We start from the raw sequence: 20,002 nt of genomic DNA, 5'->3' as shown, positions 1-20,002 counted from the left end.
GTCAACGGCCCTTCTCGAGACTGCTCTGGATGCTCTTGCCGATCGTGGTCGCGGTCAGCGCGAGCACGAGGATGACGAGGCCGGGGATGAAGGTCAGCCACGGCGCCTGCAGGATGTTGGTGCGGCCGGCATCCAGCAGCGCTCCCCACTCGGAGGAGGGCGGCGCGACGCCGAGGCCGAGGAACGAGAGCCCGGAGGCCCAGACGATCGACTGACCGATCGCCATCGTGAACACTGCGACGAGCGGACGGATCGCGTTCGGCAGCACATGGCGACCCAGGATGCGCCACCACCCGTGACCCAGCGCCCGCGCGGCCTCGACATAGCCGGCGTTCTTGGCCGACAGGATCTGTCCGCGCACCATCCGGGCATACCCCGGCGCGGTGCTGACACCGACGGCGACGACCTGCGTCCAGGGCGACGGCCCGAGGATCGAGACGAGCAGCAGCGCCAGCAGCAGATTCGGGAACGCGAACGCGACCTCGATCGCGCGGTTGACGATCGCCGCCGTGACGCGGTCTCCGAGAGCGGCGAGCGCGCCGAGCACGAGCGCCGCGACGAGGGCGATCCCGGCCGCGCCGATGCCGATCAGGAGCGATTCGCGGGTACCGTGCACGACCCGGCTGTAGAGATCGCGTCCCGCTTCGTCGGTGCCGAACCAGTGTGCGAAGGACGGCGCCCGCAGAGCGTCGGCGAAGCTCTGCGCCGTGGGACTGTGGGTGGCCAGCACACCCGGCGCGAACGCGGCGACCGCGAAGAGCACAGCCAGCACGATCGAGACGAGCAGCGACCAGCTCACCCGCAGACGACGACGAGGACGCGCTGAGCCGGAGGGGAGAGTCGGGGTGACGGGGGCGATGGTCATGACATCCTCAACCTCGGATCGATGAGCGTGTAGACGACGTCGACCAGGAGGTTGGCGACGACGTAGAGCACCGCGACGAGCACCACGATGCCGGTCACGACGGGGAGGTCCTGCGCGCCGACCGCGGCGACCAGTGTCTTGCCGATGCCGGGGCGCGAGTAGATCTGCTCGACGATCACGGCGCCCGAGACCGTCGCGCCCAGCGCCCACCCCGTGAGGGTGACGGCCGGGATCGACGCGTGACGCAGCACGTGACGCAGACGGATGCCGAGATCGCCCATGCCCCGCATCCGCGCGCTGAGCACGAAGGGCTGGTCGAGTGCGCGCTCGTACTCCGCTCGCACCGACTGACCCATGAATCCCGCGAGCGGGATCGCGAGCGTGAGAGCGGGCAGGATGATGCCGTTCACACCGCTGCCGCCCATCACGGGGAACCAACGCAGTGTGAGCGCGAAGACGAGGAGCAGCAGGATGCCGAGCCAGTACGGGGGCAGTGCGGCGGTCACCGTGTCGACGGCCGAGCCGATCGCTCGCACCTGGGGACCTCGGCCCGCGGTGAGCGTCACCCAGACGACCATCAGCACCCACGCGAGCAGGATGCCGGTCAGGGTGAGCACGAGGGTCGACCCGAGCTGCTCGCCGATCAGATCCCACACCGGTCGGAACTGCTGGTACGAGGTACCGAGGTCGCCACGCAGCAGCCCGCCGACGTACTGCAGGTACTGCACGAGGAGCGGATCGTCGAGCCCGTAGGCGTCGACGATCGGGGCGAGCTCGGCGGGGGTGCGCTCCTGAGCCTGCCCTGTGCGGATGTTGAGGATCGCGGTGGCGCGGTCCCCGGGCAGAGCGGTCTGGGCGAGGAAGGCGGCCGTGGCCGCGCCCCACAGCACCACGAGGGCCCCCACGATGCTCGACCCCACGCGGCGGAGGCGGCGGAGCGTGCGGCGCGGCGCCGCCGGCCGGCCGGAGTCGATCCGGTCGGCCGGCCGCGTCTCACTCGACGAAGTACGCGTCATAGAACGTCGGTCCTCCCTGTGCGTGCTCCTGCCAGACGTCGCGCAGTCGTGGGTTCACTCCCAGCGTGCTGAGCCGGTCATACAGCCCGAACGCGAGTGCGTGGTCGGCGATGTACTCCTGGGCCTGCCCGTACAGCGCGTTCTGCTTCTCGACATCCGACTCGGAGTTCGCAGCGAGGATGATGGCCTCGAGCTCCGGGTCGTCGTAGAACGCGCTGTTCGAGAAGTTCGGGTCGTCCTCGGTGCTGGGTCGCCAGTTGATGTAGAGGATGCCCGCGTTCACCGAGGTCCAGTACCCGGCCGAGATGTCGTACGCGTCGCGCCCGGCGTACTTGCCCGCCCAGGTCTCGGACGGCGGCACGGGGATGAGCTCCACCTTGAACCCCGTGGCCTTGGCCTGCTCCTGCACCGCCTGGAAGATCGATGCGCCGTCGGCGTTGATGATCGTGCCGGCGTTGTACGGGAACACCACGTCGAGCGTCTTGCCGTCCTTGACGCGGTAGCCGTCGTCGTCGCGCTCGGTCCATCCGGCCTCGTCGAGCAGGCGGTTGGCCTCGTCGGCGTCGTAGGCGTACCAGTCGGCGGCCTTCTCGCTGTACCCCGGCGTCGCCCTGCTCACGCCGCCGTTGCCCTCGAACGGGATCACGCCGTGGCCGATCGTGTCGACGATGCTCTCGCGGTCGAGGCTGTAGACGAACGCCTTCCTCAGATTCTCGTCGGAGAACGGCTCGCGGGTCGTGTTGAACGACACCTGCTGCGGGCGACCGGGCGTCACGTACTTGTGGAGCTCGTACTGCTCGCCCTCGAGCCCGTCCCACTCGATCGCGGGGATGTCGTAGATCGCGTCCGCCTCGCCGGAGCGGAGCGCCGAGACGCGGGTCACGCCATCGGCGACGAAGCGCCAATCGACCTTCTCGACGTACGCGGGGCCGGTGTGCTTCGCGTTCTCGGGCCACGACGTGTAGTCGTCGTTGCGCGTGAGGATCACGTTCTCGCCGCGGTTCCACTTCTCGACGACGAACGCGCCGGAGCCGATCGGCTGCTCGCAGTTCTCCTCCTCGGTGCGGGTCTCCAGCGCGTGCTGCGACTGGATGCCGAAGTACCCCTGCGTGAGGTTCTCGACGAAGCGCGCGTAGGGGCGTGAGAGGTGCACCGCGACGGTCACATCGTCGACCGCCTCGGCGGATTCGTAGTAGCCGCCGAGCCAGACTGCGGCGGTGCTGTTGCCGCCGGCGACCCAGTAGTCGAAGTTGTAGGCCACGGCCTCGGCATCCACCGGGGTCCCGTCCGTGAACTCGACGCCGTCCTTGAGGGTGAGGGTGTAGGTGAGGCCGTCGTCGCTCACGGCCCAGTCATCGGCGAGCCAGGGCACGACCTCGCCGTCCTCGGTCAGGGAGAACAGGCTGTCGAGGAACTGGTACGAGATGTAGGCCTGCTCGATCCACCCGCCGAAGAGGCACTGCGGCTCCTGCTGGTGGGCGTACACGATCGTGCCGCCGTCGACGCGCTCGGCATCGGCGGCGGGCTGGGCGACGGCGCCGCCGCTGCAGGCGGACAGCGCGAGGGCCGCGAGGGCCGCGACGGCGGTCGTCGTCAGCGCGCGACGGGTCCTGGATGCGTTCATGGGGCTCGGGTGCCTTTCGTCGGGAGGGATGATGCGATCATTCCGAGGCCCGCGGTCTGCCACACCCTGCGTGTCACGGGGAGCCGTGCGACGTCACACGACGTCATCCGGCCACATCGGACGTCATCGGATGCGGTCGCGCGGCGAACCCGCGGAAGGATCGGCGAGGGCGCACGTGCGCCGCGGAAGGAGCCCGACCATGACCGATCCGAAGCGCCTCATCCTCAACCTCTTCGAGATGAACTGCGTGAGCCACATCACGCACGGACTCTGGCGACTCCCCGGCAACCGCCGCACCGCGTTCACCGACATCGAGTACTGGACCGAGCTCGCGCGGCAGTTGGAGGCGGGCGGCTTCGACGCCGTGTTCCTGGCCGATGTGATCGGGGCCTACGACGTGTTCCGCGGGGGTCCCGAGACGGCGATCCGCGAGGGGCTGCAGATCCCCAGCAACGATCCGATGCTCGTCGTGCCGGCGATGGCGGCCGTGACGCAGCACCTCGGCTTCGGCATCACGTTCTCCACGACCTATGAGCCGCCGTTCTCGTTCGCGCGCCGCATGTCGACGCTCGACCACCTCACCAAGGGTCGTGTGGGTTGGAACATCGTCACCTCGTACCTGCCCAACGCCGCCCGCAACTTCGGTCTCGACGGCGAGGTCGACCACGACACCCGCTACGAGATCGCCGACGAGTACCTCGATGTCCTCTACAAGCTGTGGGAGGGATCGTGGGACGAGGACGCGATCGTCGAGGACCAGGAGGGCGGCGTGTACGCGGACCCCTCGAAGATCCGCTACATCGACCACCACGGGCCGCGGTACTCCGTCGCGGGCCCGCACCTGTCGTCGCCGTCGCGGCAGCGCACGCCCTTCCTGATCCAGGCCACGCAGTCGTCGCGCGGTATCGAGTTCGCCGGCCGTCACGCCGAGCTCATCTTCACCGGAGGGCGCTCGTTCGAGCAGGTGAGCGGCACGATCGCGAAGATCCGCGATGAGCTCGAGCGACAGGGACGCGCCCGAGACGACATCAAGTTCGTGGTCGGCGCGACGGTCATCGTCGCAGCGACCAGGGAGGAGGCCGAGGCCAAGCTCGCCGAGTACGACCGGTACGCGAGCATCGACGGAGTCCTCGCGCACGCGAGCCTGCCGTTCGACCCCACCGCTCACCCCGGGGACATCACGGTCGGTGACGCCCTGCGCCGGGAGGGGCGCGGCGACGACCTCGCGGCGGCGTTCCTTCCGCAGGAGCAGACGATCGCCGAGTTCCTCGCGACCTTCTCCGGGTTCCACCGCAAGCCGTTCATGGCCGTCGGATCGCCGACCGAGGTCGCCGACGAGATCGAGTCCTGGCTGGACGAGCACGACATCGACGGCATCAACCTCGTGCAGTACCACTCGCCGGACACGGCTCGCGACTTCATCGAGTACGCGGTGCCCGAGCTGCGCCGCCGCGGCCGCCTGCGCGAGGCCTACACGCCGGGGGAGACGCTGCGCGAGCGCGTGCACGGCGTCGGACCGCGCGTGGCCGACACGCACCCGGCCGCGCGCTTCCGCGGGGGGCAGGGACTCGACGAGGCGGCGATCCTCGAGGGGCGCGTGTCCGTGTGACGCGTGCTCAGCCCTCTGGGTAGGGGCTGACCCAGTCCGTGACGAGGTCGGCGTTCAGGGTGATCACGTCACCGGGCTGAAAGGCGTCGCCGCCCTTGTAGCCGTTGAGCATCCCCAGCATGCCGGCGTTGTAGATGCAGAAGCGCTCGCCGATTGCCATCTCCACGTCGCCGGGAGCGACCGTGTACGTCGCGATGCGGCCCTGCTCGTCGAACCCGACCGAGCCCTCGGCGTAATCACGCGGCCCGAGGTCGACGAGGTCGGCCCCGAGGTGCTCGGCATGCGGGGGCTCGTCGCCGTCGCTGCCGAGGAAGATGTAACCGGATTCGGGGCACCCCGGGAGAGCGTTCTTCGGGATGCTCGTACCGTGGCCCAGGTACTGGTAGCCGTCGCCGAGCTCCGCCATCATCGCGGCCTCCTCGTCCAGGGGCGGGCTCGCGCTGGGCGTCGGAGTCGGTGTCGCTCCCGTCTCCGCGGACGAGGTCGCATCCGACGCGACGGACGACGAGATCATCACGGCTGCGACGCCGATCGCCGCGATGACGGCGACGACGCCCACGCTCCACGCCGCAGTGGTCCCAGTCCTCATGCTCGACAGCATGACAGAGTCCGATCGCGTGTAGCGAGAGCGCGAACGCGCGTCGTCGCGCCGTCAGACCGGGGCCGGGGCACCCTCCTGCGCGTTCGCCGCACCGACCGCCCAGACGAAGTCCGGCGTTCTGCCGTTGACCGCGTGGTCGCCGAGCTGGCGCGCCTTGAAGATCCACGGGTTGTGCGAGGACACGGTGCGGGCGTTGCGCCAATGCCGGTCGAGGGCCGTTCCGGAGCGCACGGCGGACGCGCCGAGCGTGTCGAACAGGCGGGAGGCGGCGCGCGGCACGAGATCCGTCAGCACGATCTGGGCATGGGCTGAACGCAGCTCGGCGGCGACCACGGCATCCTGTGCCGACGGCGTGCCGAGGCTGTCGGCTGCATGCTGCACCTCGCGGGCGACATCGAGCACGAGGGCGCGAGCGGTCGCGGCGGTTGCGGTGAGCTCGCCGACGATCTGCAGCACCTGCGGGTCGTCGGCGACGCGGTCGGCGCTGCCGTGGCTGTACACCCGGGTGCGGGCGCGCACCTGGGCCGCGGTGTCGCGCTCGATCGCCGCGGCGATGCCGGCGAGCACCGACAGGAGCGTGAGCTGGTACACCGCGGTCTGGAAGGGGAACCGCGCCGTGAAGGGCTCGACGTCGTCCTCGTCGACCGAGGCATCGTCGAACACGGCCGTGCCGGTGCCGGTGAGTGGTTGGCCGAAGCCGTCCCAGTCGTCCGACACCGCCACGGCGTCCTGATCCCGGCGGATGAGCGCCGTCACGGTGGTGCCGTCGAGGTCGACCGTCGCGTCGATCCAGTCGGCGAAGATGCTGCCGGTCGTGTAGAACTTGCGACCGTCCACGCGCCAGGTGCCGTCGGGCCGGCGAGAGACGCGGGTGGAGTTCGTCCCGACGGCGGCGGCGCCGTTCTCCGACCACGCGTTGCCCACGAGCTCGCCGTCCGCGAGCCTCTGGAGCCAGAGTTCCCTTCGCGGTCCCGGAGGCGACGCGAGCACGTGCTCGACGTAGGCGATGTGCCCGCGGAAGATCTGCGGCAGGTTCGAGTCCGCGGCCGCGAGTTCGATCAGCAGCTCGGCGAACGAGGGCCAATCGAGCCCGTCGCCGCCGTGCTCCACCGGTAGCCGCAGCCGCCCGAACCCGGCGGTTCGCAGCGCCTCGACCTCGGCGAAGGGCAGCGTCCGGCTCTGCTCGCGCGCGACAGTGCCCTCGCCGATCTCGGCGAACAGCGGGCGCAGGCGCTCGCGCGCTACGGCCAGTCGGTCCTTCTGCGTGTCCGTCATGTCGCCGCCCCTCACGTGTACAGCGAGATCGGCTGCAGCTCGCCGTTCAGGGTCCAGGCGCCGACCTCGAGCTTCTTGTAGTCGACCGGGTCGTGCAGCGAGTGCGTGCGGACGTTGCGCCAGAACAGGTCCAGGCCGACGTCGGCCTTCGCCGAGCTCGATCCGGTGACCTCGAAGATCCGGTCGGCGACCTCGATGCCCACCTCGGTCGACACGACCTTGAGCTTCGCGATCTCGATCGCCAGTTCGCCGCGGCGCTCCGCGGTCAGTTGTCCGCCCTCGTCCACGACCTCGTCGAAGAGGCGCCCGGCGCGGTCGGCCAGGGCTTCGACGGCCGCGATGCGCGAGGCGAACTCGCCCACGACGCGCTGCACGAACGGGTCGTTGCGGTACGAGTCGGCCTGGCTGAGGAACCAGGCGCGCGGTCGGGCCCGCACGATGTCGAGACCGCGCGCGAGAGCGCCTTCCGCGATGCCGAGGTAGAGGTTGCCGAACGCGAGCTGGATCCCGGGGGTGATGAGCGTGGAGAACGGCTCGTCGCCGAGCTCGCCGAGCACGTCGCCGCGCTCGACCCGTACGTTCTCGAACCGGACGGATCCGCTCGCCGAGAGGCGCTGACCCAGAGCATCCCAGTCGCCGAGGTAGCGGATGCCGTCGCGGTCGTGGTCGAGCACGACGAGCTGCGCGGTGCCGTCGAGGTCGCCCCCGCGCACCGCGGCAGCGGCGAGCACGACGTCGCCCGCCGATGCCCCGGTCGAGAAGCGCTTGAGCCCGGTGAGCCGGTAGCCGTCGCCGTCGGCCGTGAGCTCGAGGTCGGGATCGGTCGGGTTCACGGAGTCGCCCCACACCCAACGGCCGTCGATCGTGCGCCGGTGCCAGTCGTCCTGCACCGCGGGGTCGGCCGCGAAGCCGATGTTGCCCGAGTTGATGTAGTGATACGCGAGCACCTGCGCGATCGAGGCGTCGGCGCGCGACAGGATGCGGATGACGAGGAACGCCGTCTCCCAGTGCGCGCCGCCCCCGCCGAACTCGGCCGGCTGCAGCAGGTTCACGAGACCCGCGTCGCGCAGCAGGTCGAGCTCGACCGTCGGGTCCTGGTTCGCGCGGTCGCGCTGCAGGGCGTCGCGGCCGAGCTCTTCGGCGACGCGTTCCGCGACGGCGCGCCAGTGCGCGCGCTCCGCCGCATCGGCGGTGCCGGTCCAGCGGCTGCGGGTCGTGGTGTCTGCGGCGACGCTCATCGGGCGCCCTCCTTCTCGGTGATGTCGTTCGTGATGTCGGTCGAGTCGTCGGTCAGCGGCCCGCCGAGGGTGCCGTCGAGGGCGCTGGGTCCGTCGGCGAAGGCTCCGCGATACCGGTGCGCGGGGTGCCAGTCGGCGATGACGGGGGATCCGTCGCCCGTCAGGCGTCCCCGCAGGGTTCCCTCGGGATACTCGTCCCACACGCGCCCGCGGCGTCGCAGCTCCGGGATCAGGTGCTCGACGACGTCCTCGAAGGATCCAGGGGTCACGACGTACGCGATGTTGAATCCGTCGACGCCTCCGACCTCCACCCAGCGCTCCAGTTCGTCGGCGACGGTCTGCGGGCTCCCGACGATCACGGGTCCGATGCCGCCGATGCCGACGTAGTGGGCGATGTCGCGCGGGGTCCACGCGCGCTCCGGGTCGGCCTTCGTGAAGATCGACAGCGCGGAGCGCGCGGCATCCGTGTCCACGTACTCGAGCGGCACGTCCGGGTCGAACTGCGACAGGTCGAGCCCCGACCAGCCGCCGTACAGCGCCAGAGCGCCCTCGAGCGATACGTAGCGGCGGTAGTCGTCGAGCTTCGACTGCGCCTCCTCGTCGGTCGCGGCGACCACGATCGTGACGAGCGTGAGGACCCGGACCGAGTCCCGCGGGCGGCCGAGCGCCTCGGCACGATCCCGGATGTCGTCGGTCAGCGGGCGCGTGAGCTCGGGACGCAGCCCGTTGATGAAGATCGCCTCCCCATGGGTCGCGGCGAACTGGCGTCCGCGGGGAGACGCCCCCGCCTGGAACATGACGGGGGTGCGCTGAGGACTCGGTTCGGCGAGGTGGATGCCCGGCACCCGGTAGTGCCGCCCCTCGTGGCCGATCGGGTGCACGCGCGACGGATCGGTGAAGATCCCGGATTCACGATCGCGCTGCACGGCGTCGTCATCCCACGACCCCTCCCACAGCTTGTACGTCACATCGAGGAACTCCTCGGCGATCTCGTACCGCTCGTCGTGCCCGATCTGAGTATCGAGGCCGAGGTTGCGGGCGGCGGAGTCCAGGTAGCTCGTGACGACGTTCCAGCCGACGCGGCCGCGCGTGAAGTGGTCGAGCGTCGAGAAGCGGCGGGCGAGTGCGTAGGGCTGCTCGTAGGTGGTCGCGACGGTCACCCCGAAGCCGAGGTGCTCGGTCGCGTGCGCCATCGCCGAGATCTGCACGACCGGGTCACCCAGGGGCACCTGCGCGGCGTCACCCAGCGCGGCGGCCGCCGAGTCGCGGTACACGTCGTAGGTGCCGAGCACATCGGCGATGAAGACCGCGTCGAAACGACCGCGCTCGAGCGTCGTCGCCAGATCGACCCAGTAGTCCAGGTCGTGGTACCGATCGGCCTGGTTGTCGGGGTGACGCCAGAGGCCGGGAGCCTGGTGCGTGACGCAGGTCATGTCGAAGGCGTTCAGGATGATGCGGCTGGGCACGGTGCTCCTCTGGCGGGTGGGGTAGAGGCGACCCTAGCGATTCGAGACCCGCGTCCGTCGGGTCGATGACGCACTCTGTCGCGGTGAGACGAACTGTTACGCGCGGCGCGCGCTCGACCGCATCCGACTCCTAGCGTGAGCGCCGATCCGCTTCCCGACCCGACTCCTGAGGAGCCCTCATGTCCCTTCTTCCGAGCCGCCGCGCACGCCGCCTCCTGCTCGGCGCCGCCGGCGTGACGGCCGCGACGATCGCCATCGCCGGCTGCGCGACGCAGGCCCCGCAGTCCGGAGCAACCGGCGACGACGGCGACTTCTCGGGGCAGACCCTCAACGCGCTGCTCATCACCTCGCACGAGGGAGCCGGCAACTGGCTCAAGGAGCACTTCGAGGAGGAGACCGGCGCCGAGGTGAACCTCACGATCGTCCCCTACGACGAGATCGGCTCCACGCTCGCGCTCGACCAGCAGTCCGGGGCGAACACCTTCGACGTCGCCGCACCCTGGTACGTCTCGATCGGCGACCTCGCGGAGGGCGGCTCGATCCAGGACCTCACCGACTGGATCGACGAGACGCCCTCGCTCGAGACCGACGACTTCATCCCGTCGATCAACGACCCCTACACGCTCGTGGGCGACCGACGTTACGGCCTGCCCTTCGACGGCGACACGCACGTGCTGTTCTACAACACCGAGATCCTCGAGCGGAACGGCATCACCGAGCCGCCTGCCACCTGGGACGAGTACCTCGAGGACGTGAAGACGATCACCGAGAACGAGGGCGACCAGGGCGTCTACGGCTCGGCCATCTTCGGCCAGAAGTCCCCGCTGATCCTCGGCGCCGCCTTCGCGAACCGCCTCGCCGGCTTCGGCGGGGAGTTCGTCGACGAGGACGGCCAGCCCACCATCAACTCGCCCGAAGCCGTCGCTGCGGCCCAGGCGCTCGTGGATGCCGTGCCCTACGCCTTCCCGACCCCGGCCGAGACGGACTTCGGCGTCGGCAACGGCGCCTGGTACGACGGCAAGGTCGGCTTCATCGAGAACTGGACCGACCTCGGCGTCGGCTCCGAGACGAACCCCGACTCCAAGGTCGCGGGCAAGTGGGGCGTGACCACCCTCCCGGTCGGCGGCGACAACACCGAGCCCAAGGCCTCGCTCGTGGCCGGCTTCACGTGGGTCATCGCCGCGAATACGCAGAAGACCGATCTGGCGAAGGCGTTCATCGAGTACGCCGCGTCGAGCGAGGTGAACTCCGAGCTCATCGTCGCCGACCCGCAGACCGGCATCGACCCGAACCGCGAGTCCTCGCTCGAGAGCGCGGCCTACGGCGAGACCTACCCCGACCTGCAGCGCGTCAACCGCACGACGCTGAGCGGCTCGCTCGCCTGGCCGACCGGCGAGAACGCCTCGCAGGCCGCGCAGATCCTCACCGACGAGCTTGCCAAGCTCATCGCGGGCGACGGCGGCACGGCTCAGGAGACGCTCGACCGCGTGCAGGCCGAGTGGGAAGACATCCTTGGCTGACACCCTCGCAGCGCGCGCGCTCACGCGTCCCGCCCGCCCGTCCGGCTCCGTGCCGCGACGGGCGGGTCGGCGCGCGTCCGCCACTGTGCGCGGATTCACGGTGCCGACGATCCTGTCGATCGTCGTTCTCGGCGCGTATCCGCTGCTGTTCATCATCGCGGCAGCCTTCACCGATTCGACGCTCGGCCGCCCCTTCCAGGAGTGGGTCGGCACGGCGAACCTCGAGACCGTGCTGGCCGACGGCGACGTCGTCGCGTCGTTCACCCGTACGGTGCTCTACGCCCTCGCCGTCGCCGTCGCCAGCACGGTGCTCGGCGTGGCCATCGCGGTGGCCCTCGAACGGGCGACGCGCTCCGGTGCGGTGGTCCGCACTCTGCTGCTCCTCCCGCTGATCACCCCGCCCGTCGTGGTCGGCACGCTGTGGAAGCTCGTTTTCAACCCGGGCGGCGGGCTGCTCGCGACGCTGATCCCCGGCATCTCCCTCGCGCCGCTGTCGACCACGGCGTGGGCGCTCCCTGCCATCGGACTCGCCGACGTGTGGCAGTGGACGCCGCTCATCGTGATCCTCGTCTACGCGGCGCTCCTGACGCAGGATCCGGCCGTGCGCGAGGCCGCGGCTCTCGACGGTGCGCACGGTGGTCGGCTGTTCCGTCACATCACCTGGCCCGCCATCGCGGGGACGGTCCTCGCCGCTTTCTTCATCCGCCTCGTGATCGCGCTCAAGGTGTTCGACCTCGTGGTCGTGATGACCTCGGGCGGGCCGGGCCAGGCCTCGACGACCACCACCTACCTCATCCAGCAGGTGGCGTTGAAGGAGTTCGACATCGGACGAGCATCCGCCATCACGCTGGTCTTCGCCGTCATCGTCACGGCGGTCACCCTGGTGGTCGCCGCCCTCGCCCGGAAGGCCCGTCATGAGTGAGCATCGAGTACGGCCGCGGCCGGTCGCGGGCACGGTGCTGCTCGTAGCACTCGCCGTCACCCTGGTCCCGCTCGCCTACCTGTTCTCGGTGTCGCTCATGGGGCGCGACGAGACGGTGGCCGGAGTGCTCTGGAGCGCGGATCCGCACTGGTCCAACTGGGCCGACGTCCTGGCGACCGACATCCCCCGGGCGATCCTCAACTCGGTCGCGGCCGCGATCGGCGGGTCCGTGCTCTCGCTCGCGCTCGCGGTGCCGGGCGCCTGGGCGATCGTGCGCCATCACGCGGGCGGACGCACCCTGGCCGCCACGCTCATGAGTCCCTGGCTGCTGCCGCCGATCGTCGCGGTGGTGCCCCTGCTCATCCTGCTGCGGGTGCTCGGCCTCAACAACACGCTGCTCGGGCTGACCCTCGTGTACGCGCTCGTCAACGTGCCCGTGGCGGTGTGGCTGCTGGAAGGGTTCGTGCGCCGACTCCCGGTCGAGATCGAGGAGGCGGCGCGCCTCGACGGCGCGGGATCCGTGCGGATGCTGTGGTCGGTCGTCGTGCCGCTGCTGCTGCCGAGCCTCGTGGCGATCGGGATCATCGTCGCGATCCTCAACTACAACGAGTTCCTGCTCGCGACCTTCCTCACGCAGAGCGTGGACTCGCAGACCTTCCCGGTCGCCCTGTCGCTGTTCTACGGCGACCGCACGCCGCACTTCGGCAAGATCGCCGCCGCGTCGTTCCTCGGCGTGGTGCCCGTGTTCGCTGCCGCGGTGTTCTTCCAGCGCTGGCTGGTCGGCGGGCTGACTGCCGGCGCGGTGCGCTGAGGGGCGACCGGCGTCAGGGGGTCCCGTCGACGTCCGCGAGGAATCGCGCCTGCCGCAGCCACTGCTCTCCCAGGCCGCCTTCGTGCTCGTTGAACGGGTAGTCGACGATCTCGGCCGTCCCGTTCCAGCTGTTCCTCGCGGCGTACACCGTCGAGGGCGGGCACGTCTGGTCGAGCAGCGCGACCGAGAACAGCGCGGGAGCGCTCGCGCGCTTCGCGAAGGTGACGCCGTCGAAGTAGGAGAGCGTCGTGAAGACCCGTTCGACCTGGTCGCGGTGAACCGAGAGGTACCGGACGATCTCCTGGTATGGGTCGCGTCCGGTCATGCCGACGGCCCGCTCGAAGTGGCACAGGAACGGCACGTCCGGCATCACCGCGACGAGACCTTCGGCGAGCCCCGCGACCGCGATGGCGATGCCGCCGCCCTGGCTCGTGCCCGTCACGGCGACGCGGTTCGCGTCGAGTCCGTCCATGCCGCGCACGGCGTCGACCGCGAGCACGCCGTCGGTGAAGACGCGGCGGTAGTAGTACTCCGCGGGATCGAGGATGCCTCGGGTCATGTAGCCGGCCGCCGACGGGCCGGTGCCGTGCGGGTCGGGGGTGCCGCCGCCGGTTCCCCAGCCCGATCCCTGACCCCGCGTGTCCATGACGAGATGCGCGTACCCGGATGAGGCCCACGCGATGTGCTCGTGGGGGAGGCCACGGCCGCCCCCGTAGCCGAGGTACTCGACGACGACAGGGAGCGGCTCCTCAGCCCCGGCCGGCCGTGTCAGCCAGGCGGAGATCGGGTCGCCGTCGTACCCCGAGAATGTGACGTCGAAGACCTCCACCGTGCGCAGCGGCGAGTCGACGCGACGCAGGCGCGACGGGGTGGCCTTCGCGCGGGCGGACGCGAGCGTCGTGGTCCAGAACTCGTCGAAGTCTGCGGGCTCGGCGACGTCGGGGCGGTAGACGCGCAGCTGTTCCGGGGCGAGGTCGAAGCGGGGCATGACAGCATCCTCCCAGAATTGGGGGAGCGCGCCGTCAGGTGAGGGGAGGCCCCGAGGAGTCGCGCACGATCAGCTCGTGCGTCGTCGTGATCGTCCGCGCCTCGTCGCTCGACGGACGGAGGATCAGGCTCACCGCATGCTGGCCCATCTCGAACATCGGGATGCGCGCGGTCGTGAGCGAGGGAGCCACGTCGCCCGCGACGGCGATGTCGTCGAATCCCACCACCGACAGGTCCTCCGGCACGCGGATGGCGTGCTGACGCAGCTCGCTGAGGATGCCGATGGCCATCGCGTCGTTGAGGCCGACGATCGCGGTGAGGCCTCGACCGAGCAGCTCCCGCGCCCCCGCCATCCCTCCCTCGCGTGTGAACGACTGCGAGACGATCGTCAGCTCCGCTCCCACGTCGGCGGTGCCCGCGCGGAGTCCGGCGATGCGGTCGGCGACGGTGTTGAGGTCGAGCGGCCCTGCGACGACGCCGATGCGTCGGTGGCCGAGTCCGGCGAGGTGCCGTCCGATCGAGGCTCCCGCGCCGTGGTTGTCGGGCAGCACGGCATCGACGGGCAGATGGTGCCGTCCGATCACCGCCGCCCGCCCGCCCGCGAGGGAGAAGTCGCTGAGCGCATCCGCCATCCGCTGCTCGTGCACGGGGTCGGAGTAGCCGGACCCGGCGATGATGATCGATCCGACCCGTTGTCGCCGGAGCGCCTGCACCTGGGCCAGCTCGCTCTCGGGCGTGCGGTCGGCCTGTGCGATCTGCACCGAGCGGTTCTCGAGCGAGGCGTTGCGGATGACCCCGCTGGCGATCTCGGAGAAGTAGGGGTCTCCGATCTCGTGCACGAGCAGTCCGATCGTGGGGACGAGCCCGCCGGCGAGTCCGCGCGCGTGGAGGTTGGGCTCGTATCCGAGCTCCTGCGCGATCCGGCGCACGTGCTCGGCGACGCTGGAGGAGATGCCCGAGCCCCCCGTCATCGCCCGGGACGCGCTCGCGAGCGAGACCCCTGCGGCCTGTGCGACGTCGACCAGGCGTGGCGTCCCTGTGTTCTTCACGAATACCTCCCCGCGGGAGAATAACCGACGCGGTGCGCGTTGAGGGTTGCCCTCGCCCGTGCATCCCAGTATATTGACGGAAGCGCTTACGAAAGCGCTTTCGCTACGATGACGTAGGAGACAATCGCATGACTGCACCCCGCCAAGGTCGACGGATCGCCGCAGCCGTCGGCACGGTCGCAATCGCATCGCTCGTCGTTTCGGGCTGTTCCGGAGCCGGAGGCCAGTCGGGCGGTGACGGCGCCGACGATCCCATCGTGATCGGGATCTCCCTCCCGCTCACCGGCGACTTCTCCGAACCGGGCAAGGGCGTCGAGCGCGGCTACGAGGCCTGGCGCGACATCGTCAACGAGAACGGCGGTCTGCTCGGCCGTCAGGTCGAGCTGAAGATCCTCGACGACCAGTCGAACGCCGACCGCGTCGTCTCCGACTACGAGTCCCTCATCGCGCAGGACGGCGTCGACCTCGTGTTCGGGCCGTTCTCCACGCGCCTCGTCGTCCCCTCGGCGCGAGTCGCGCAGGAGTACGGGATGCTCTTCGTCGAGCCGGCCGGCGCGGCAGAGGAGGTCTTCGAGCAGGGCTTCGACAACCTCTTCTACGCGGCCCCCGCGATCGCGAACGACCACTACAACAACCTCGCCGAGTATCTGCTGGCGCTCCCCGAGGACCAGCGGCCCGAGACGGCAGCTGTGGCCTCGATGGACGACCCCTTCGCGCAGGGCACCGCCTATGGTCTTCGCGACAAGCTGGAAGAGGCCGGCGTCGAGATCCTCGTCGACGAGGTGTACCCGCCGAACACGACCGACTTCTCGACCATCGCCGCCAAGATCGCGCAGTCGGATGCCGACATCGTGATCGGCGGCACGCAGTACCAGGATGCCGTGAACCTGATCATCGCGCTGCAGCAGCTGAACTATCAGCCCGAGCTCGCGGCGTTCTCCACCGCCCCCACCAACCCCGAGTTCGCCGCGGCGATCGGCGGGGCGACGGAGGGCATCCTCGCCCCGACCGGATACTCGCCCAAGTCGCAGTTCCCCAGCAACGTCGAGTTCGTCGAGAAGTACACCGAGATGCACGGCAACCCGCCGTCGGAGGACGAGGCGAACGCCTACACGACCGGCCAGGTCGTCGCCGCCGCGGTCGAGGCCGTCGGATGCGCCGAACAGGGCGAGTGCCAGCAGGAGCTGATCGACTGGCTGCGCGACAACGAGGTCGAGACCGTGGTCGGGCCTCTCAGCTGGGACGAGACCGGCAAGCCCACCGGCGCCCACCTGATCCAGCAGTGGGTCGGCGGCGAGATCCTCATCGTCCTCCCCGAGGACGTCAAGGAGACCGAGTTCGTCTTCCCGAAGCCGACGTGGTGATCCGTAGATCGTGAGCGGATCCCTCCTCCTCCAAAGCCTCATCCTCGGCATCCTGCTGGGCGGGCTCTACGCCCTTCTGGCCGCCGGGCTCACTCTCTACTTCGGCATCATGCGGGTGGTGATGATCGCGCACTCCGCGTTCCTCATCCTCGCGGCCTACCTCGCATGGTGGTTCAACCGGGAGACCGGCATCGACCCGCTCGTGTCGCTCGTCGTGACGGTGCCGCTGTTCTTCCTCACCGGCGTCGTGATGCAGCGGCTGCTCGTCTCGAGGCTCAAGCCGCTGACCCTGACCATGATGTCGGTGCTGCTCACCTTCGCGGTGGCGCTCATCATCGAAGGGGCGCTCGGCTTCTTCTTCACCGGAACCCAGCGGCGCATCCCGTTGCCGTACGCGAGTGCGAGCCTCGAGGTGTTCGGCGCGCAGGTGCCGGTGGTCAAGCTGATCGCCTTCGGTTTGGCGGCGGTCGCTCTCGCCGGTCTGTTCGTGCTGTTGAAGTACACGAAGTTCGGGCAGGCGCTGCGAGCCACGATCCAGCATCCGGAGGCGGCGCGCCTGGTCGGCATCAACACCGACCGCGTCGCGGGCTACGGATTCGGCCTCGGGCTCGCCACGGCAGCGATCGGCGGCACGGCGTTGTCGCTCGACGCCACGATCTACCCGTCGCTGCACTGGCACTGGATCGGCCCGCTCATGGCCATCATCGTCGTCGGCGGCCTGGGCAGCATCCCCGGTGCGGCCATCGCGGCCCTCGTGCTCGGCATCGCGCAGAGCCTGCTGCAGCTGCCGCTCGGGCCGACGTGGGCGCAGACCGTGTTCTACGTCGCGCTGTTCGCCACGCTCATGTTCCGCCCGCAGGGATTCTTCGGAGGTCGTCTTGCCCAGCGTTTCTAGCCGCGAACCGATCGCGACCGAGACGGTCGTCATCGCTCCGCCTGCGCCCGTCCGCCGCCCCGCGGCGAAGTGGGTGCGCATCGTCCTCCTCGTCGTCGGCGCAGCCCTCGTGCTGTCGTTCCCGACGATCGCCCCGAACCCCTACATCCTGTCGGCGGGCGTCGTCATCCTGAACTACGCCGTGCTGTCCACGGGGTGGAACTTCATGGGCGGATTCACCGGATACATCTCGCTCGGGCACGCGGCCTACTTCGGCCTCGGCGCGTACGGCACCGGGCTCCTCATCAAGTACCTCGCCCTGCCCGGCTTCGTGGCGTGGATTGTCGCGACGGTGCTCGTCGCGATCGTCGCCATCCCGATCGGCATCGCCGCGCTGCGGGTGCGAGGTGCGTCGTTCGTGATCGTCTCGATCGCGTTCGTGCTCATCATGCTGCTGGTGTTCCAGAGCTGGCGCGAGGTCACCGGCGGGTCCGAGGGACTCAACGTCCCCCGGCCCTTCCCCGGCATGCTCCGCCCGGAGCATCACCGCGTGTTCTTCTACCTGTTCGTCGCGGTGCTCGCCTTCGCCCTGCTCACGTGGTGGGTCATCGACCGGTCGAAGTTCGGCACGGCGCTGAAGTCGATCCGCGAGGACGAGGACAAGGCGCAGGCGCTCGGCGTCCCCACCACCCGCTACAAGCTGATCGCCTATATCCTTTCGGCGTTCTTCGTGGCGCTCGGCGGCGGCCTGTACGCACTGTGGTTCGGCGACCTCGACCCGATCTTCCAGTTCTCGATCCTGATCGGCTCGTACATGGTGCTCATGGCGCTGCTCGGCGGGGTGCGCAACCTGTTCGGCCCGCTGCTGGGTGCCGTGGTCGTCGGCATCGCGCTCGAGTACTTCAAGCTCGAGTTCGGCGACACGCAGTTCCACCTCATCGCCACCGGCATCCTGCTCGGCGTGGTCGTGCTCTTCATGCCGGACGGCGTGATCCCGGCGGTCGGCTCGCTCTTCCGGAGAAAGTCCGACGGGGCGTCGATCCGCGAGGTCACCGCGGCGCAGCTGCTGGAGCAGAACGAGAAGCGGACAGCGGATGCCGCGGGAAAGGAGACGTCAGCATGAACGCCGCCACCACCACGCTCGAGAGCCTGAGCACGGCCTCGATGACCAAGAGGTTCGGCGGCGTGACAGCCGTCGACGAGGCCTCCGTCAGCTTCCGCGAGGGCATGGTCAACGGCCTGATCGGACCGAACGGATCGGGCAAGACGACCTTCTTCAACTGCGTCACAGGCATGATCAAGCCCGATTCCGGCGAGGTCCGCTACCGGGGCGAGGCGATCACCCGCAAGTCGCCCGATCGCATCGCCCGGGCGGGGATCGGACGCAGCTTCCAGCTGTGCCGTGTCTTCCCTCGGATGACCGTGATGGAGAACCTGCTGGTCGCGGTGCGAAGCACCAGCATCCGCCAGCAGCTGCGGTCGGCGCACGATCCGGACGAGCTGGAACGGGCACGCGGATGGCTGCGCCGCGTCGGCATCGACCACCTCGAGCACGCCGAGGCCCGCAACCTCAGCTACGGCCAGCAGAAGCTCCTCGAGCTTGCGGGCGTGCTGATGGGCGAGCCCGACACGATCATGCTCGACGAGCCGGCCGGTGGCGTGAACCCGGCGCTCATCGGCCGCATCGCCACACTCGTCCGCGAGCTCAACGACGAGGGCAAGACCTTCATCATCGTCGAGCACAACATGGAGATGGTCATGAGCCTGTGCGATCACGTCGTGGTGTTCGACCGCGGTCGTCCGATCGCCGAGGGCACGCCCGAGATCATCCAGCAAGACCCGCGCGTCCTGGAGGCCTACCTTGGAGTCTGAAGCGAAGAACCTGCTCGAACTGCGCGACATCGAGGCGGGATACGGCCGCGCCGCGCTCGTGCTGCGCGGGCTCACCGTCGAAGTCCCTCCGGGATCGGTCGTCTGCCTGGTCGGCCCCAACGGCGCCGGCAAGTCGACCGTGCTGAAGGTCGCGAGCGGCATGCTCAAGCCGCGATCGGGACGCATCTCGGTCGACGGCCGCGACATCACCGGCGACGGACCCCAGTCGATGCTGCGCAACGGGTTGGCGCATGTGCTGCAGGGGCACAGTGTGTTCCGTGAGATGACGGTCGGCGAGAACGTCATGCTCGGCGCGTTCACCCTCAAGGATCAGGCAGTCATCCAGGAGCGTGTCGAGTTCGTGCAGAACCTCTTCCCGATCGTGGGGGAGCGGTGGAAGCAGCTCGCCGGCCTCCTCTCCGGCGGGCAGCAGAAGCAGGTCGAGTTCGCGCGCTCGCTCATGGTCAGTCCGAAGGTCGTGCTGCTGGACGAGCCGTCGATGGGACTCGATCCGAAGACCACGGAGAAGGTGTTCGAGCAGGTCGTCAGGATGCGGGATGCCGGCACCGCCGTGCTGCTCGTCGAGCAGAACGCCCGCCGCGCTCTGGAGACCGCCGACATCGGCTGCGTGCTCGACCTCGGTCGCGTGCACATCTCGGGACCGGCCTCCGAACTCCTGGCCGACCCCACGCTCGCCGCGCTCTACCTCGGGGGCAAGCCCGCCGCCAATCACTAGGCCGTCACCCAGACCGGGCGGTCCCCCCGCTCGCCACCGATCGTCCGCTCCGCTGCAGTGCCGCCCCGGAGCGAGGCAGCAGTCACCCCGGCACGACACCACACGACGACGACGTTGAGAGGTCTCTGATGCAGGAACGAAGCATGCGGTCGACGAGCACGAGCGGGCGGATG

Annotated in this window: 18 protein-coding genes; 9 read left to right on the top strand and 9 right to left on the bottom strand. The window is 69.6% G+C overall.

Annotation, left to right across the window (positions count from 1 at the left end; genetic code table 11):
* Nucleotide 1 precedes the first annotated feature (1 nt).
* From MRBLMX7_RS06415 to MRBLMX7_RS06405, 3 genes are read right to left on the bottom strand one after another with little or no spacing between them, the layout of a single operon-like run.
* A complete protein-coding gene (locus tag MRBLMX7_RS06415; protein ID WP_363366786.1) occupies nt 2-865 on the bottom strand; it encodes an ABC transporter permease in 864 nt (287 codons plus the stop codon).
* Nucleotides 862-1,881 (bottom strand): ABC transporter permease, encoded by a 1,020-nt coding sequence (locus MRBLMX7_RS06410; protein ID WP_363366784.1) that lies wholly within the window; start codon nt 1,879-1,881, stop codon nt 862-864. The genes MRBLMX7_RS06415 and MRBLMX7_RS06410 overlap by 4 nt, the downstream gene beginning before the upstream one ends.
* A complete protein-coding gene (locus MRBLMX7_RS06405; RefSeq protein WP_363366782.1) occupies nt 1,859-3,505 on the bottom strand; it encodes an ABC transporter substrate-binding protein in 1,647 nt (548 codons plus the stop codon). Before MRBLMX7_RS06405 ends, MRBLMX7_RS06410 begins: the two co-directional genes overlap by 23 nt.
* A gap of 199 nt (nt 3,506-3,704) precedes the next feature.
* Here MRBLMX7_RS06405 and MRBLMX7_RS06400 point away from each other — a divergent pair, with 199 nt between their 5' ends.
* Nucleotides 3,705-5,114, top strand: coding sequence for an LLM class flavin-dependent oxidoreductase (locus MRBLMX7_RS06400; RefSeq protein WP_363366779.1), 1,410 nt, complete (start codon nt 3,705-3,707; stop codon nt 5,112-5,114).
* Nucleotides 5,115-5,121: 7 nt separating this feature from the next.
* Here the strand turns inward: MRBLMX7_RS06400 and MRBLMX7_RS06395 are convergent, their stop codons facing one another.
* The 4 genes from MRBLMX7_RS06395 to MRBLMX7_RS06380 form a co-directional block, all read right to left on the bottom strand.
* Nucleotides 5,122-5,703 (bottom strand): hypothetical protein, encoded by a 582-nt coding sequence (locus MRBLMX7_RS06395; RefSeq protein ID WP_363366777.1) that lies wholly within the window; start codon nt 5,701-5,703, stop codon nt 5,122-5,124.
* 63 nt (nt 5,704-5,766) lie between these two features.
* Nucleotides 5,767-6,990 (bottom strand): acyl-CoA dehydrogenase family protein, encoded by a 1,224-nt coding sequence (locus MRBLMX7_RS06390; RefSeq protein ID WP_363366775.1) that lies wholly within the window; start codon nt 6,988-6,990, stop codon nt 5,767-5,769.
* Nucleotides 6,991-7,001: 11 nt separating this feature from the next.
* A complete protein-coding gene (locus MRBLMX7_RS06385) occupies nt 7,002-8,228 on the bottom strand; it encodes an acyl-CoA dehydrogenase family protein (RefSeq protein ID WP_363366772.1) in 1,227 nt (408 codons plus the stop codon).
* Nucleotides 8,225-9,694 (bottom strand): LLM class flavin-dependent oxidoreductase, encoded by a 1,470-nt coding sequence (locus MRBLMX7_RS06380; RefSeq protein ID WP_363366770.1) that lies wholly within the window; start codon nt 9,692-9,694, stop codon nt 8,225-8,227. Before MRBLMX7_RS06380 ends, MRBLMX7_RS06385 begins: the two co-directional genes overlap by 4 nt.
* A 179-nt stretch (nt 9,695-9,873) precedes the next feature.
* On the opposite strand from MRBLMX7_RS06380, the gene MRBLMX7_RS06375 reads away from it, so the two are divergent.
* The 3 genes from MRBLMX7_RS06375 to MRBLMX7_RS06365 are packed head-to-tail and all read left to right on the top strand — an operon-like array spanning nt 9,874 to nt 12,947.
* Nucleotides 9,874-11,214: an ABC transporter substrate-binding protein gene (locus MRBLMX7_RS06375; RefSeq protein WP_363366767.1), complete on the top strand. Its 1,341-nt coding sequence runs from the start codon at nt 9,874-9,876 to the stop codon at nt 11,212-11,214.
* Entirely contained in the window at nt 11,207-12,136 is a 930-nt protein-coding gene (locus MRBLMX7_RS06370; protein ID WP_363366765.1) for a carbohydrate ABC transporter permease, read from the top strand. The genes MRBLMX7_RS06375 and MRBLMX7_RS06370 overlap by 8 nt, the downstream gene beginning before the upstream one ends.
* On the top strand, nt 12,129-12,947 hold the full coding sequence (locus tag MRBLMX7_RS06365; protein WP_363366763.1) for a carbohydrate ABC transporter permease: 819 nt from the start codon (nt 12,129-12,131) through the stop codon (nt 12,945-12,947). The genes MRBLMX7_RS06370 and MRBLMX7_RS06365 overlap by 8 nt, the downstream gene beginning before the upstream one ends.
* Before the next feature lie 13 nt (nt 12,948-12,960).
* Here MRBLMX7_RS06365 and MRBLMX7_RS06360 read toward each other — a convergent pair whose 3' ends face one another.
* Both MRBLMX7_RS06360 and MRBLMX7_RS06355 read right to left on the bottom strand, forming a co-directional pair.
* The gene (locus MRBLMX7_RS06360) at nt 12,961-13,935 is read right to left on the bottom strand and encodes an acetylxylan esterase (protein WP_363366761.1); all 975 of its coding nucleotides are present in this window, start codon (nt 13,933-13,935) and stop codon (nt 12,961-12,963) included.
* 34 nt (nt 13,936-13,969) lie between these two features.
* A complete protein-coding gene (locus MRBLMX7_RS06355; RefSeq protein WP_363366759.1) occupies nt 13,970-14,983 on the bottom strand; it encodes a LacI family DNA-binding transcriptional regulator in 1,014 nt (337 codons plus the stop codon).
* 128 nt (nt 14,984-15,111) lie between these two features.
* Between MRBLMX7_RS06355 and MRBLMX7_RS06350 the strand changes: the two genes are divergently transcribed.
* Genes MRBLMX7_RS06350 through MRBLMX7_RS06330 form a run of 5 tightly spaced genes read left to right on the top strand, consistent with a single transcriptional unit; the run spans nt 15,112 to nt 19,829 of the window.
* Nucleotides 15,112-16,347: an amino acid ABC transporter substrate-binding protein gene (locus MRBLMX7_RS06350; RefSeq protein ID WP_363366757.1), complete on the top strand. Its 1,236-nt coding sequence runs from the start codon at nt 15,112-15,114 to the stop codon at nt 16,345-16,347.
* A gap of 10 nt (nt 16,348-16,357) precedes the next feature.
* Nucleotides 16,358-17,242: a branched-chain amino acid ABC transporter permease gene (locus MRBLMX7_RS06345; RefSeq protein WP_050721801.1), complete on the top strand. Its 885-nt coding sequence runs from the start codon at nt 16,358-16,360 to the stop codon at nt 17,240-17,242.
* Nucleotides 17,226-18,344 (top strand): branched-chain amino acid ABC transporter permease, encoded by a 1,119-nt coding sequence (locus MRBLMX7_RS06340; protein WP_363366754.1) that lies wholly within the window; start codon nt 17,226-17,228, stop codon nt 18,342-18,344. Before MRBLMX7_RS06345 ends, MRBLMX7_RS06340 begins: the two co-directional genes overlap by 17 nt.
* A complete protein-coding gene (locus MRBLMX7_RS06335) occupies nt 18,341-19,093 on the top strand; it encodes an ABC transporter ATP-binding protein (RefSeq protein ID WP_363366752.1) in 753 nt (250 codons plus the stop codon). Before MRBLMX7_RS06340 ends, MRBLMX7_RS06335 begins: the two co-directional genes overlap by 4 nt.
* Complete coding sequence (locus MRBLMX7_RS06330) at nt 19,083-19,829, top strand: ABC transporter ATP-binding protein (RefSeq protein ID WP_144876827.1); 747 nt, start codon at nt 19,083-19,085, stop codon at nt 19,827-19,829. The genes MRBLMX7_RS06335 and MRBLMX7_RS06330 overlap by 11 nt, the downstream gene beginning before the upstream one ends.
* Nucleotides 19,830-20,002: the final 173 nt, after the last annotated feature.

The sequence above is a fragment of the Microbacterium sp. LMX7-1.2 genome (genome assembly GCF_040675935.1).
GTDB lineage: Bacteria > Actinomycetota > Actinomycetes > Actinomycetales > Microbacteriaceae > Microbacterium.
Note: the sequence above shows the minus strand (reverse complement) of the source record. Positions and strands in the feature narration are given on the sequence as shown.

Bases quoted from the DNA above. Each gene is read 5' to 3' on its own strand.
- MRBLMX7_RS06415 (WP_363366786.1), bottom strand. From the start codon at position 865: ATGACCATCGCCCCCGTCACCCCGACTCTCCCCTCCGGCTCAGCGCGT.
- MRBLMX7_RS06410 (WP_363366784.1), bottom strand. From the start codon at position 1,881: ATGACGCGTACTTCGTCGAGTGAGACGCGGCCGGCCGACCGGATCGAC.
- MRBLMX7_RS06405 (WP_363366782.1), bottom strand. From the start codon at position 3,505: ATGAACGCATCCAGGACCCGTCGCGCGCTGACGACGACCGCCGTCGCG.
- MRBLMX7_RS06400 (WP_363366779.1), top strand. From the start codon at position 3,705: ATGACCGATCCGAAGCGCCTCATCCTCAACCTCTTCGAGATGAACTGC.
- MRBLMX7_RS06395 (WP_363366777.1), bottom strand. From the start codon at position 5,703: ATGAGGACTGGGACCACTGCGGCGTGGAGCGTGGGCGTCGTCGCCGTC.
- MRBLMX7_RS06390 (WP_363366775.1), bottom strand. From the start codon at position 6,990: ATGACGGACACGCAGAAGGACCGACTGGCCGTAGCGCGCGAGCGCCTG.
- MRBLMX7_RS06385 (WP_363366772.1), bottom strand. From the start codon at position 8,228: ATGAGCGTCGCCGCAGACACCACGACCCGCAGCCGCTGGACCGGCACC.
- MRBLMX7_RS06375 (WP_363366767.1), top strand. From the start codon at position 9,874: ATGTCCCTTCTTCCGAGCCGCCGCGCACGCCGCCTCCTGCTCGGCGCC.
- MRBLMX7_RS06365 (WP_363366763.1), top strand. From the start codon at position 12,129: ATGAGTGAGCATCGAGTACGGCCGCGGCCGGTCGCGGGCACGGTGCTG.
- MRBLMX7_RS06360 (WP_363366761.1), bottom strand. From the start codon at position 13,935: ATGCCCCGCTTCGACCTCGCCCCGGAACAGCTGCGCGTCTACCGCCCC.
- MRBLMX7_RS06350 (WP_363366757.1), top strand. From the start codon at position 15,112: ATGACTGCACCCCGCCAAGGTCGACGGATCGCCGCAGCCGTCGGCACG.
- MRBLMX7_RS06335 (WP_363366752.1), top strand. From the start codon at position 18,341: ATGAACGCCGCCACCACCACGCTCGAGAGCCTGAGCACGGCCTCGATG.